Consider the following 13331-nt stretch of genomic DNA (forward strand, 5'->3'; position numbering starts at 1 on the left):
CAGGGGCGTGCGGCAGCCGCCCTACCACTCTTCGGGCACCTGCTCAGATTCCGCTCACGGCCGCGTTACGGTGCAGAGAGGAAATCGTGGGCGGTCCCTTCGACCGCTGGTCCGCATCCGGCTGGAAGGCCGGCCACCACCAAAGCGATGGCCTCGTCAGCGCTGTCGACTTCACCTATGTCGACACCACGGGCAGGCCCAGAGACTCGGTAGCGCCCGTTGCTCAACGGCTCAACGAACGGAATGTTCCATACGTATGGGTAGCCCGTACACATGCTGAAGTGGAGGGACCAGTGGCTCAAGACCGGCAAGAGCTGCCGGAGCTGCGGTCTTGCGTGAGCGGCCTCCACCAGAGCATGCGCTCCCTCAACAGGACCGTCCCGAGCATCCTGACGGATCAGGCACTGCCGAGATCCACCCCAAGTTCGGCAGCGACCGCCTCCAACGCCGCAGCCAGACTTCCCGCAGACTCCACGTCCGGATGCAGCTCAGAGTCGCCAATCACACGACAAGTCTGACGGAAAGCGGACAGCACGTCATGACGGCCAAGGGTGCGGATGCACGGCCGACAGGATCCGACGCCGGAAAGGGCGGAGACCTCGGCAGCGGCTTCCCGCCCTGGTGACGCGGTGGGCACGGGTCGATGCCATGTGATCGCGTGAGGCCGCGGAGCTGTACGAGCGATGCCGGCGATCGGCTGACGCCGTCGCCAGAAAGCGGCCCCGCTCAGCCGACGGTCATTCGCTACCCTGACCCCGGATTGATCATTTCCGGGAGAGGGTGCCGTGATGCGGGAACCCGCGGCAGAAGCGTTATCCCCCGTGGCGGCAGCGCTGCGCTTCGGTGCGGTTCTGGCCGCGGCCGGACCGGTGATCCTGACGGTCTTCGGGGTCGGTAGGCAGGGCGTCGGCTGGTTCTGTTCCGGGATGGGTTCCGCTCCCCCTTCGGGTGAAGGCCCCTACGCGCTGGAGTACGTGCCGGGAGAGTTGCTGTTCTGGGGCGTTCTCCTGCTGCCGGTCGTCGTGGTCGGCCTTCTCCTGCGCGGGTCGCGTCGGGCCGCGCTCGCCGCCGTCGCCGCGGTCAGCGCCGTGCTCGCGTTCGCGCTGGTCACGGCGTTCTACCTACCGGGTCCCGACCCATGCACCGGGCAGGAACGTGCGGTCATGCTGCCCTGGCCTCTGATCGTCTGCTATCCGGTGGCCGCAGGGGCGCTGCTCCTGACGGCCAGGTCACCCCTGCCTCGGAGACCATACGGGATCATCCTGTGGGCGGGTGCCGTCGGCGCGGCGGCATGGGCGGCGATGTTCCACCGATGGACGGTCACATACGACAGGGTTTTGGTTGGCGTCTTCTATCTGAAGACCCCGGAGTCCTCCTGGGACGGCCTCGCCTGGTGGTCCAGCGAGGCCGACACGATCGGCTTGCCGGTCGTACTCGTCGCATTGGCGGCGGCCGCGAGAGTCACCGCGCCCACCCGATGGGGACGGCTGGCGGGCACCGCGGCCACGGCCGCCCTTCTCCTCTTTCCGCTGCTCGACATCGCGACGTGCGCCAGCCAGTACAGCGGCGACTTCGAGATATCTTTCGCCGATTCGGTACGGTGGCCGCTGCTTCTCGCGGCTGTCCTCGTCGCGTCGGCCGCTTGGAGCCCCGAGGTGCGGATCTCCTGGGCCGGGACCGTCCGTCTGGCGCGGAGCCTGATTCGCGGACAGTCGAAGGACGTGCTTCCCGGCCGGGTGAAAGAACTCGCCGTCGCCGCTGTGATCGCGGTTGCCGGCATCTGGCTGATCGTCTCGTCCTTCACGCCGACGCGGTAGGAGCACAACGACCGGTCCCGCGGTCCGGAGCGGTATCCGCGCCGAGAGCACTTCATTACGAGAGACGGGAATCGCGAGGGCTCCGGTGGGCGGGTCTGCCCCCAGATCTCCGACCAGATCCGGGAGCGCAGCCGCGCAGGTCGGCATCCCATCAAGCGGCGTCGAGGGCTCCGGTGATCTTGCGGGCCATCTCGGCCATGGTGGGGCTGGGCACGCCCTGGTGGGTCTGGGCGCCTGCTTCGATGGCGACGATGAGGGCGCTGCGGAAGTTGTCGGCCTCTGCCGGATCCTGCTTCTTCAGCAGGCTCATGGCCGCCGTCAGGGCCGGCAGCACCTGGTCGGCGAGTTCGGCCACGGTCTTGCCGTACTTCACGCCCTTGGGCGCCTTGGTGATCACGTGCCCGACCAGGCCGGTCGCGGAGGTCAGGGCGATGGAGCCGTGGGTGGCGACCTTGTGGGCAGAGCCGGCGGCGCCGGCGGCGGACATCAGCGAGACGGCGCCCCACGCGGCGATCTGCAGGGTGAGCTTGTCCTGGTCGGTGAGGGTGACGGACATGGTGGCGTGCTCCTTCGAATCCGAAAGTCAAGGGAACGGACGGATGGTGGACTGCGGCCCTGTTGCTGCCAGGGGTATCGAGATTGCTCAGGTCGAGTCGCCCGAGGCGATCTCACCCGGCCTCGAGGCCGCAATCGCTGAACCGTTCATGGCATCCACGATCGCCGACCGCTCTGATATCGGGCCGTTGCCGTCCTGATGCGGCCGCTGACACGACACCGCATGGTCGACCGCGACCGGTCAGCTGGGTCGAGGACGTCCGCGAGGGGGTTCAGTGGCGGGCGGGAGGAGCGGCAGGGGTGGATGCCACGCCGCTCGACGCGTCCAACGTCCGGCGGGCGTTCCGACTGATCGTGAAAGGAGCGGGCCTCGACCCGTCCGAGTGGTCACCCCGGGAACTGCGGCACAGCTTCGTGTCACTGCTCTCCGACAACGGCATCCCGATCGACGAGATCTCCCGGCTGGTCGGTCACAGCAGCACAGCCGTGACCGAGCTGATCTACCGCAAGCAGATCCGCCCGGTGCTCCAGGGCGGCGCGGTGGTCATGAACCGCATCTTCAGTCATGATCCGGAACGGTAGTCACGCACTTAGTCACGCAGAAGGCCCCCACGATCACGTGAGGGCCTTCTGACCTGGAGCCGCCTTCGGGATTCGAACCCGAGACCCCTTCATTACGAGTGAAGTGCTCTGGCCGACTGAGCTAAGGCGGCGTGCCATACAACGCCATGAAGTCTACAGGAGACCAAGGAGTCCTCGCGCCTCCCGTCACTCGATCTCGGGGCACCGCGTGTCCTTCGCCGGCGCGCGGCCCGTCAGCAGGTAGGTGTCCACGAGCCCGTCCACACACGTCGATCCGCTCAGGTACGCCGTGTGACCGTCGCCGTCGAAGCTCACCAGCACGCCGGACTCCAGTTGCGCGGCCAGCGACCGGGCCCACGGGTACGGCGTGGCGGGGTCGCGGGTGGTGCCCACCACGAGGATCGGGGGCGCGCCCGACGCCTTCAACGGTCTGGGCGACGTGGTGACAGGGACGGGCCAGAAGGCGCAGGGCAGCGAGCTCCACATGATGAACGCGCCGAAGCCCGGCACCTCGCGCTCCGACTTCGCCGCCGCCTTCACGAAGGCGGCGGTCGTGCGCGGGTAGGGGCTGTCGACGCAGTTGATGGCCATGTTGGCCTCGGTCTGGTTGGTGTACGTGCCGTTCTCCGCACGTCCGACGAGTTGGTCGGCGCTGCGGAGCAGCAGCCCGCCGTCGCCGTTCGCCGCCTCGTGGAGCGCGTCGGACAGCAGCGGCCAGGTGCCCCGGTCGTACAGCGGGGTCAGCGCGCCCAGCGTGGCCAGCGCCTCCGTGACCTCGCGCCCGCCGACCCGCAAGGGCTTGCCGTCCGTACGGCGGAGCAGCCCGGCGAGCTCGGCCACGGCGCCGTCGACCGTACGGCTCTTCAGAAGGCAGTCAGGGGCGGCCACACAGTCGGCGGCGTAGGCCCTGAACGCGTCGGAGAACCCCTTGGCCTGCGCCTCGTTCAGCTGGACCCGGTTCAGGGTGGGGTCGATGCCGCCGTCGAGGACGAGCGCGCGCACGCGTTCGGGGAACAGGTCGGCGTAGTACGCCCCCAGGTACGTGCCGTAGGACTTCCCGAGGTAGGTCAGCCGGTCGTCGCCGAGCGCGGCCCGCAGCACGTCGAGGTCGCGGGCGGCGTTCGCGGTGCCGAGGTGCGGCAGGAGGCGGCCCGAGGCGGCCTGGCAGCCGCGGGCGAACTCGCGCGAGCCCGCTTCGAGCGCGGTCACCTCGGCCTTGGTGTCGGGGGTGGCGTCGAGCGCGAGGAAGGCGTCGAGCCCGGCGTCGCTCAGGCAGGTGACGGGTGACGACTCGCCGACACCGCGCGGGTCGAAGCCGACCACGTCGAACCTGGCACGTACCTCAGGGCTGACGATCAGGCGGGCGGCTCTGCCGTAGTCGATGCCCGACGCTCCGGGGCCGCCCGGGTTCACGACGATCGAGCCGAGGCGGTCGTCGGCCGCGGGCAGTCTGATCACGCTGATGGCCAGCCGGTCGGCACCCGGCTTGGCGTAGTCGAGCGGCACGGCGAGCTTGGCGCACTCGAACCCGTCACCGCAGTCGCGCCAGGCGAGCCGCTGCTTGTAGGGGTCAGGGGGAGGCGTGGTCTGGACGGCGCACGCGGCCACCACCAGGCTCAACCCGAGCCCGATGACGAACCCGCGTCCTCGGCCCATGCCACGCCGCCTTCCCCATCGTGTCCGCTCGGCCGTACCCCTCCGCCCGCCGCGACGAGGATGGCGGCCGCCCGCGAGGCGGGCGATGACCTCGAGGCGGCGATGACCGCGCGCAGGCCGTCAGCCGCCGTCTCCGTACGTCGAGTCGTACGCCTTGCGCGGACCGCACACGCTGGCCTTCGAGCACGAGCAGCGGCGTCCGCCGTCGTTCAGCCGCACCACCACCGAGTCGGACGGCACGTTGTGCCCCACGACGGTCCCCGGGCCCTCGGGCGTGTCCACGGCCGCCCCTGCCCGCGGTGCGGACGCCCGGAACTCCTGGTACAGAGGGTGTTCGTACTTCAGGCAGCACATCAACCGCCCGCAGGCCCCCGCGATGCGCAGCGGGTTGACCGGCAGGTCCTGGTCTTTGGCCATCCGCACCGAGACCGGCTCGAAGTCCTTCAGGAACGTCGCGCAGCACAGGTCCCGCCCGCAGGGCCCGATCCCGCCCTGCAGCCTGGCCTCGTCGCGCGGGCCGATCTGCCGCAGTTCGACCCTGGCGCGCAGGTTGCGCGCCAGGTCACGGACCAACGCCCTGAAGTCGACCCGGTGGGGGGCCGAGAAGTAGACCGTGTAGATGTTCTCCTTGTCTAGGTAGTCGACGCCCACCACCTTCATCGGCAGCACGTGGCGCTTGATGAGCCGTTTGGAGACGCTGCGGGCCTCGGCGCGCCGCCGCTTGTTGGTCTCGTCGCGCGACAGGTGCTCCTCGCCCGCGAGGCCTTCGCACACCGGCAGGCCGTCGATGTCCTCGCTGGAGTACTGCGGCGCCCACACGCATTCGGCGACCTCGGGTCCTGAGTCCGTGGGAACCAGCACCTTGTCCCCCACTTTGGGACTGTGTCCGCCCGGATCGAGGTAGTAGAGCCTTCCATAGCGGGTGAAGCTCACGGCCATGATCATTCCCATGGGCTCGCGCTCGCCTCCTGACGGCCTCGAGGATTCCTTACCGGCCTTCCTGCCCACCCTACGAGAGGCGTCAACGCTCAGGAGGCTCGGCAGATCTCCTCGTCGGAGCCGAACAGGGCCGACACCACTCGACCGAACCACGAGGACCGCGGTGAGTGGCACCCCCGAGCGACGACCGCCGAGACGCCCTCGATCTCAGCCGCCGCTTCGACCACCGCGTCCCCATCGGTACCCGGCCGCAATCGCAGCCGGAAGGATTCGGGCATGTCGTCGACGGCCACCACCTGGGCGAGAGTGGAATCCTGACGTTGCGTGCGTTGGAAGTTCGCGAAGGCCTCCTCCTGGCTCTCGTACCGGATCTCCAGCACTTGCGGCATCGCCTGGAGCGTTCGCTGGACGGCTGCGCGGTCGACGGGCGCGGCTCCCTTGCACACGGGGAACGGCGATTTGGGTTTACACAGGTACACCGACATGTCGGACACCCCGTCATCGAGCGCGGCCGACGAGACGCCCGTCGCCAGCACCACGGGTTGCTCCTGATGTTCGGCAGGCCAGAGCGCCACGGCCCCGACGATGCCGGCGAGCGTCACCGCGATGGCCAGGAAACGCACGTCGACGCGCCACCTCCTCCGCGTGGCCGATGTGCGCAGCGGCCTGATCGTCTCCGGCTCGACCGTGCCGCCCGCGGCGCTGAGAGCGTCACGCAGGCGATCCTCCATCGGGCTGTTCACGCGTCCTCCCCAAGGATCCGGGCCAGGGCGGCGAGCCCTCTGGCGATCGTGGACCTCGCGGTGCTGCCGCTGATCCCCATGGCGTCCGCCACCTCCTGGTCGGACAGATCGACGTAGTAACGCAGCGTCAGCGCCTCCCGCTGCCGCCGCGGCAGCGCGCGCAGCGCCACCAGAACCTCCTTGCGATCCTCGCCGACCAGGGCGGCGCTCTCCGCCGACCAGACCGGCGGCTCGTACGGCACGGCCCGCCGGAACACGGTCGCCCTGCGCCGCAACACCGACCTGCACCCGTTGAGCACGGCGGAGCGCACGTACGCCAGCGCCCGATCAGGGTCCCGCAGCCGATCCCTCCCCGCGTGGGTGCGCGCGAACGCCTCCTGCACGACGTCCTCGGCCGTCGCCTGATCACCGACCATGATCAGCGCGAGCCGTACGAGGCCCAGGTGGTGTTCGGCGAAGATGGTCGCCACATCCACGAGCTCCCTGCGAGGGAGCGTTTCGACTTTCACATCACAGAGACGTTCGGGGACGGCGTCTGCTGCTCGGATCACCCGCCGAGTTTCCCGCGATCCTGCCTGCCGAGCGGCAGCCCGTGCGGGGTCAGGGGCGGCGCAGGCCCAGCATCATCGCCTCGACGGCGATCTGCGGGTTCACGTTCGCCGCCAACCGCTCCCTGCACTGCATGATCGCGTCGATCCGCCGCAGAGTCTCCTCCGGCGTCGACGCCCTGGCCAGGGTGTCGAGGTGGAAACGCTGGTCCTCGTTGGCCAGCTCCACAGGGGCGCCGAGCTGCACCGCCAGCACGTCCCTGTAGTACGACACCAGCTCGAGCAGCGCGACGTCCAGCGAGTCGCGCTTCACCCTGGTGGCACGCGACTTCTGCCGGTCCTCCAGCTCCTTCAGCGCTCCCGCGCCGCCCCGCACGAGCCCCCTGTTGAGCCCCTTGCCCGACGAGCCCTCGCCGTAGAGCTTCCTGAGCTCCGCGGTCTCGGTCTCGTTGAGCGCCGCGGTCGCCGCGGCCGCCTCCTCTTCGGCGGTCTTCACCAGCCGCTCGGCGGCGGTGATGCAGTCGCCGACCCCGCTGAGCGACCGGGGGATCGCCAGGACGGCCTCGCGGCGCTGCCGTACCCCCTCGTCGAGGGCCAGCGCCCGCGCGCGGGACAGGTCGCCCTGCGACGCCCGCGCGGCGAAGTCGGCCATCTCCCACGGCACGCTCTCGCGCGTGGCCAGCACGTGGGCGACGGCGGCGCCCGAAGGCGTGACGAGGCCGACCACCCTGCACCTCGACCTGATCGTGATGATCATGTCGTCGGGGGCGGGCGCGCACAGCAGCCACACCGTCCGGGGCGGCGGCTCCTCGATGGCCTTGAGCAGCGCGTTGGCCGCCGACTCCGTGACCCTGTCGGCGTTCTCGAACAGGATCACCCGCCAGCGGCCCTGGGTCGGGGCGCCCGCGGCGCGCAGGATGAGCTCGCGGGTCTGCTTGACGCTGTAGGACAGCCCCTCCGGTCTGACCGCCTCCAGGTCGGGATGCGAGCCGATCATCACCTGGTGGCACTGGTCGCAGTGGCCGCACCCACCCGACGGGCACAGCAGCGCGGCGGCGAAGGCGCGGGCCGCGTCCTCGCGTCCGCAGCCGGGCGGGCCGGTGAACAGCCAGGCGTGCGTCATGCCCGCGCCCCGCCCGCCCTCGACCGCCTCCGCGGCGGCGCGAGCGGCTCGCGAGAGTACGGCAGCAGCCTGCTCCTGGCCCACCAGGTCGTCGAAGACGCTCACCGGGACAAGGTTAGTCGCGGATGGCGGGCATCGTGCCGGTGATGTCCTCGGACTCGCTCGGCACCGGGTCGGGCAGGATCTCCCGCACCCTGTCCTGCACCGTCCTGCTGATCTCGTCGAGCGGCAGCGTGCCGTCGACCACGAGATAGCGCTCGGGAGCCGCGCCCGCGAGCGAGCGGAACTCGTTGCGCACCCTCTCGTGGAACTCCAACGGCTCCGACTCGATGCGGTCGGCCGCGCCGCCGAGCCTGGTCAGCCCGACCGACGGCGGGGTGTCGATCAGCACGGTCAGGTGCGGCACCAGCTCGCTGGTCGCCCAGGCGTTGACCTCCGCCACATCGGCGGGGTCGAGCGCCCGGCCCGCACCCTGATAGGCGAGCGAGGAGTCGACGTAGCGATCGGTGATCACCAGCGCTCCCCTCTCCAGCGCCGGCCTGATCACCTTCTCCACGTGCTCGGCCCTGTCGGCGGCGTACATCAGCGCCTCCGCTCTGGGCGACAGCCCCTTCTCCGCCGCGTCGAGCAGGATCGCGCGCAGCCGCATACCGACCTTGGTCGAGCCGGGCTCCCTCGTCTGCACGACGTCGAACCCCTGGTCGCGCAGCCAGATCGCCAGCAGCCTCGACTGCGTGGTCTTGCCGGAACCCTCTCCGCCCTCGAAGGCGATGAACACCCCAGGCACTTTTTCCACATCCCCCGGTGTGTAGCGCTCGCCGCGCAGCGCGGCGAGCATGTCCTCCGAGAGTGACACACCCTTCCTGTCGTCGACCCGGCGCAACGCCAGCGCCCCGACCACCATCATCAGGCCGCCCATGGCGATCAGGGCCAGCAGGGCGCCACCTGCCAGGCCGGCCGCCGGAGCGACCACGGCGGCCGCGAGCAGCAGCGTGACCCTGGCGACCGGCTCCATGTGCGGGCCGTCGAGGACCTCGAGGCCGACCCGCCAGGCCACGCCCGCGCACAGGCCGAGCACCACGGTGAGCATGACCACCACGGACTGGTCCCGGACGAGCGCGATCACCACCAGCGCCGCGCCCACCGCGATGACCGAAACGCCGAACAGCCGCGAACGCGACAGTTGCGTCAGCACCCGCGGACCGAAGAACAGGCCCACCGCGACACCGACGAACAGCGCGCCGAACACCACCCCGTAGGCCACCGGCCCGCTCAGCACGCTGACGCCGATGAGCGCGCCGCCCGCGGCGACCGTGGCCAGCAGGCCCGCGCGGACCCCGCCGGCCACCCTGTCGCCCCCCGAGGCCCGCCAGCCTTCGAGCACCGAGGGTGTCGAGGCGGCGCCGCCACGCCTGGGCAGGCCCCGCAGCGTGAACACCCACACGGCCGACACCAGGTAGGCGAGCGCGCCTCCCGCGACCATCCACGGCCCCGCCGTGGTCAGGACGGTGAACAGCAGCGCGGCGACGGGCGCCGTGCCGTACGTCACGAGGACGCCGAGCCTGGTGGCCTCCTCCAGCCGCTCCTTGGGCACCAGCGCCGGCACGGTGGCGTCCCTGGCGGGCACCCAGAACAGGGTCGCGCACTCGATCAGGAAAGCCGCGGCCACCACCCACTGGTAGAGGCCGACCAGCGGTACCGAGGCCACCAGCGCCACCCTGACCAGATCGGCGACGAGCATGGTCAACCGCCGGTCGAGCCGCACGGTGAGCGGCCCCGCCAGCGGGCCGAGCACAAGCGCGGGCAGCAGCTTGGCCACGAACACCCCGCCGACGGCCGCGGCCTGTGCCTGGTAGCCGTGGGCGGCGGTGAGCTGCGCGGCCAGCGCGCTCAACGCGAGAAGGGTGAGCCAGTCGCCCAGGCTGCTCGCGGACATGGCCATCCACAGCCTGCGGAAAGGGGGGATGTCCAGCACATGGGCCGGTCTGCGGATGGTCATGATGTCAGCGTATCCAGGGGGGTTGAGGGCAGCGGTCTGATATGCCCGGCTGTTCGTGGCCTGAGGGTAATACCTGTGAACTTCTCACGGAGGCAAGTTGCACCAGGGAGATCTCACCGTACGGGCCCACCGGCACCAGCGGTATCCCGAGCCCCGTCCGCCCAGGAAAACGCCGACCCGACCCCACACATGATCACCGATGGGCGTCCCTCCGGAACAGCTCCCCGCGACACGGCCCCCGGAGCAGGCCCCCGCGACGCGGAGGGAAGGACGACGGCGCGCACGGCACCGCACACGGTCGGCGGCGGACGGCGCGCGGCCACACACGACACCGGCCGAAGGCAGCGCCCCACCCGAGGGGATCACCGGCGCGAGACCGTCGGCGGACGGGGGCGTGAACCGTCCTGACACCACGAACCGGGCACGGCGAGTGCCGTGCCCGGTTGGGCGCGTCCTGATGACCGGCTGCCAGATCACTCCGTCAGCTTACGGTCCGTGACCGACAATTCACCGGTCACGATTTGGCGGCGGGCTTCTTCCTCGTGGTCGTGCCCGTGGCCGCCTTCTTCGCGGGCGTCTTCTTCGCAGGCGTCTTCTTCGGGGCGGGAGCGCGCTCACGCCGCTCGGCCAGCAGCTCGGCGGCCCGCTCGATGGTGATGTCCTCGACCGTGTCGCCCTTGCGAAGCGAGGCGTTCGTCTCCCCGTCGGTGACGTAGGGCCCGAAACGCCCCTCCTTGACCACCACAGGCTTCTTGGAGTTGGGGTCCTCGCCCAGCTCACGCAGCGGCGCGGCGGCAGCCGTACGGCGGCCACGCTGCTTGGGCTGCGCGAACAGCTCCTTGGCCTGCTCGATCGTGATCGTGAACAGCTCCTCCTCCGACCCGATCGACCGCGAGTCGGTGCCCTTCTTGATGTAGGGCCCGAACTTGCCGTTCTGCGCGGTGACCTCCTCGCCGTCGATCGCGCCGACGACGCGTGGAATCGACAGCAGCTTGAGCGCGTCCTCCAGCGTGATCGTGTCCAGCGACATCGACTTGAACAGCGAGCCGGTGCGCGGCTTGGGCGCGTCGGCCTTCTTCGTGCGCTTCTTCGTGTCGTCCTGCGCGGCCTCGGGCAGGATCTCGGTCACGTACGGCCCGAAGCGGCCGTCCTTGGCGACGATCAGGTGGCCGGTCACCGGGTCACGGCCCAGCTCCCTGTCGCCCGTCGGCCTGGCGAACAGTTCCTCCGCCTTCTCCGCGGTCAGCTCGTCAGGCGTCATGTCCTCGGGGATGTTGACGCGGACGCCGTCGCGGTCGAGGTAGGGACCGTAGCGGCCCACCCTGATCACGATGTCGCTGCCCCTGATCGGGAAGGAGCTGATCTCCTTGGCGTCGATCTCGCCGAGGTCGGTGACCATCTCCTTCAGGCCCTCGTCGCCCTCGTGGCCGAAGTAGAAGCGCTGCAGCTCAGGAACGCGCTCGGCCCTGTCGTTGGCGATGTCGTCGAGGACCTTCTCCATCTCGGCGGTGAAGTCGTAGTCGACGAGGTTGCCGAAGTGCTGCTCGAGCAGGTTGACGACGGCGAAGGCCAGGAAGGAGGGCACCAGCGCGGTGCCCTTCTTGAACACGTAGCCCCTGTCGAGGATCGTTCCGATGATCGAGGCGTACGTCGAAGGACGGCCGATCTCCCGATCCTCCAGCTCCTTGACCAGCGACGCCTCGGTGTAGCGGGCGGGCGGCTTGGTCGAGTGGCCTGCGACGTCGAGCCTGGTCAGGCCGAGCGCGTCGCCCTCGTCGAGGTTCGGCAGGCGCTTCTCGGAGTCGTCGCGGTCGGTCGACGGGTCGTCCGAACTCTCGACGTAGGCCTTCAGGAAGCCGTAGAAGGTGATCGTCCGGCCGGTCGCGGTGAACTCCGCGCCCCCGCCCGCCACCTTGACGGTGACCGACTCGCCGACCGCGTCCTTCATCTGGGAGGCGACAGTCCGCTGCCAGATCAGCTCGTACAGGCGGAACATGTCGCCGCTCAGCCCGGTCTCGCCCGGCGTGCGGAACTCCTCGCCCGAAGGACGGATGGCCTCGTGCGCCTCCTGGGCGTTCTTCACCTTGCTGGCGTAGACGCGCGGCTTGTCGGGCACGTACGCCGAGCCGTACAGCTTGATGGCCTGCGACCTCGCGGCCGCGACGGCCGTCTCGGACAGCGTGATGCTGTCGGTACGCATATAGGTGATGAAGCCGTTCTCGTACAGCCGCTGCGCCACCTGCATCGTGTACTTCGCGGAGAAGCCCAGCTTCCTGCTGGCCTCCTGCTGCAGCGTGGTCGTCCTGAACGGCGCGTACGGCTTGCGGGTGTACGGCTTGCGCTCCACCGACTGGACGGCGAACGACGCGGTCCGCAGCCGCCCCGCCAGCTCGGCGGCGGCCTGCTCGGACAGGTGGAGCACGTTGGCGTTCTTCAGCCGCCCGTCGGGCCCGAAGTCGCGGCCCTGCGCGACGCGCTTGCCGTCGACGCCGGTCAGCGTGGCGGTGAAGTCGCGCGGCGTCTCCTCCGGCTTGTTGGAGTCGAACAGCGCGGACAGGTCCCAGTAGTGGGCGGCGGTGAACGCCATCCGGTCCCGCTCGCGCTCCACCACCAGGCGCGTCGCCACCGACTGCACGCGACCCGCGGAAAGACGCGGCTTGACCTTCTTCCACAGCACGGGACTGACCTCGTAGCCGTAGAGGCGGTCGAGGATGCGCCGCGTCTCCTGCGCGTCGACCAGCCGCAGGTTGAGGTCGCGCGGGTTGGACACCGCGTCGCGGATCGCCTGCGGGGTGATCTCGTGGAAGACCATGCGGTGCACGGGCACCTTCGGCTTGAGCACCTCGCGCAGATGCCACGCGATGGCCTCGCCCTCGCGGTCCTCGTCAGTGGCGAGGTAGAGCTCGTCGGCATCCTTCAGCAGCTGCTTCAGCTTGCTGACCTGTGCCTTCTTGTCAGGGTTGACGACGTACAGCGGTTCGAATTCGTGGTCGACGTTGACGCCGAGACGTGCCCAGGCCTCCCCCTTGAACTTCTCGGGGATGTCATCCGCCTTCTCCGGCAGGTCGCGGATATGGCCGATGCTCGATTCGACGATGTAACCGCGCCCAAGGTAGCCCGCGATCGTCTTCGCCTTGGCCGGCGACTCGACGATCACCAGGCGATTTCCGCCGGCGCTGCCGTTGTTGGCTGGCACGCTGCTTCCTACCTCGCTGTTCGCTTGCTTATCCCCCTGCCGGGAGCGGGCACAGATCTGAAAGGTAACCCGTGTCGGGGGATTTTCCTTCCCCGGGGGTCACTGTCTCACTCAAGGACGCAGAATAAGGCCGAGTGAGTGCCGTTGCTCCCTAACTCACCCTGGAGACTAAT

General features: G+C 69.7%; 11 protein-coding genes and 1 tRNA gene. 2 read left to right on the forward strand and 10 right to left on the reverse strand.

The genetic code is table 11. The annotated features are described in order from the left end of the window. Positions 1–65: 65 nt before the first annotated feature. On the reverse strand, positions 66–401 hold the full coding sequence (locus AC3EO4_RS07720) for a DUF6193 family natural product biosynthesis protein (RefSeq protein WP_431894696.1): 336 nt from the start codon (positions 399–401) through the stop codon (positions 66–68). A 387-nt stretch (positions 402–788) separates the two neighbouring features. Between AC3EO4_RS07720 and AC3EO4_RS07725 the strand changes: the two genes are divergently transcribed. Next, positions 789–1817 carry a hypothetical protein gene (locus AC3EO4_RS07725; protein WP_431894517.1) on the forward strand — a complete coding sequence of 343 codons (1029 nt, stop codon included), beginning with the start codon at positions 789–791 and terminating at the stop codon, positions 1815–1817. Between the two features lie 151 nt (positions 1818–1968). Here AC3EO4_RS07725 and AC3EO4_RS07730 read toward each other — a convergent pair whose 3' ends face one another. Continuing rightward, positions 1969–2373, reverse strand: coding sequence for a hypothetical protein (locus tag AC3EO4_RS07730; RefSeq protein WP_431894519.1), 405 nt, complete (start codon positions 2371–2373; stop codon positions 1969–1971). Positions 2374–2672: 299 nt separating this feature from the next. Between AC3EO4_RS07730 and AC3EO4_RS07735 the strand changes: the two genes are divergently transcribed. Next, the gene (locus AC3EO4_RS07735) at positions 2673–2954 is read left to right on the forward strand and encodes a tyrosine-type recombinase/integrase (RefSeq protein ID WP_379574806.1); all 282 of its coding nucleotides are present in this window, start codon (positions 2673–2675) and stop codon (positions 2952–2954) included. A gap of 54 nt (positions 2955–3008) precedes the next feature. Here AC3EO4_RS07735 and AC3EO4_RS07740 read toward each other — a convergent pair. The 8 genes from AC3EO4_RS07740 to topA form a co-directional block, all read right to left on the reverse strand. Beyond that, positions 3009–3085, reverse strand: a tRNA-Thr gene (locus AC3EO4_RS07740). Between the two features lie 55 nt (positions 3086–3140). Continuing rightward, a complete protein-coding gene (locus AC3EO4_RS07745) occupies positions 3141–4610 on the reverse strand; it encodes an alpha/beta hydrolase (protein ID WP_431894521.1) in 1470 nt (489 codons plus the stop codon). Positions 4611–4730: 120 nt separating this feature from the next. Next, positions 4731–5555, reverse strand: coding sequence for a PSP1 domain-containing protein (locus AC3EO4_RS07750; RefSeq protein ID WP_379573044.1), 825 nt, complete (start codon positions 5553–5555; stop codon positions 4731–4733). Between the two features lie 83 nt (positions 5556–5638). After that, complete coding sequence (locus AC3EO4_RS07755) at positions 5639–6172, reverse strand: permease-like cell division protein FtsX (protein ID WP_431894523.1); 534 nt, start codon at positions 6170–6172, stop codon at positions 5639–5641. 116 nt (positions 6173–6288) lie between these two features. Further along, positions 6289–6762 (reverse strand): SigE family RNA polymerase sigma factor, encoded by a 474-nt coding sequence (locus AC3EO4_RS07760; protein ID WP_431894525.1) that lies wholly within the window; start codon positions 6760–6762, stop codon positions 6289–6291. Between the two features lie 130 nt (positions 6763–6892). Beyond that, positions 6893–8068 carry a DNA polymerase III subunit delta' gene (locus AC3EO4_RS07765; protein WP_379573016.1) on the reverse strand — a complete coding sequence of 392 codons (1176 nt, stop codon included), beginning with the start codon at positions 8066–8068 and terminating at the stop codon, positions 6893–6895. Between the two features lie 10 nt (positions 8069–8078). Continuing rightward, positions 8079–9962 (reverse strand): dTMP kinase, encoded by a 1884-nt coding sequence (gene tmk / locus AC3EO4_RS07770; protein ID WP_379573015.1) that lies wholly within the window; start codon positions 9960–9962, stop codon positions 8079–8081. A gap of 514 nt (positions 9963–10476) precedes the next feature. Continuing rightward, positions 10477–13158, reverse strand: coding sequence for a type I DNA topoisomerase (gene topA / locus AC3EO4_RS07775; RefSeq protein WP_379573014.1), 2682 nt, complete (start codon positions 13156–13158; stop codon positions 10477–10479). Positions 13159–13331: the final 173 nt, after the last annotated feature.

It is taken from the genome of Nonomuraea sp. bgisy101 (assembly GCF_057708945.1).

Coding starts and splice junctions, on each gene's coding strand:
- AC3EO4_RS07725 (WP_431894517.1), top strand. CDS start 789: ATGCGGGAACCCGCGGCAGAAGCGTTATCCCCCGTGGCGGCAGCGCTG.
- AC3EO4_RS07730 (WP_431894519.1), bottom strand. CDS start 2,373: ATGTCCGTCACCCTCACCGACCAGGACAAGCTCACCCTGCAGATCGCC.
- AC3EO4_RS07745 (WP_431894521.1), bottom strand. CDS start 4,610: ATGGGCCGAGGACGCGGGTTCGTCATCGGGCTCGGGTTGAGCCTGGTG.
- AC3EO4_RS07750 (WP_379573044.1), bottom strand. CDS start 5,555: ATGATCATGGCCGTGAGCTTCACCCGCTATGGAAGGCTCTACTACCTC.
- tmk (WP_379573015.1), bottom strand. CDS start 9,962: ATGACCATCCGCAGACCGGCCCATGTGCTGGACATCCCCCCTTTCCGC.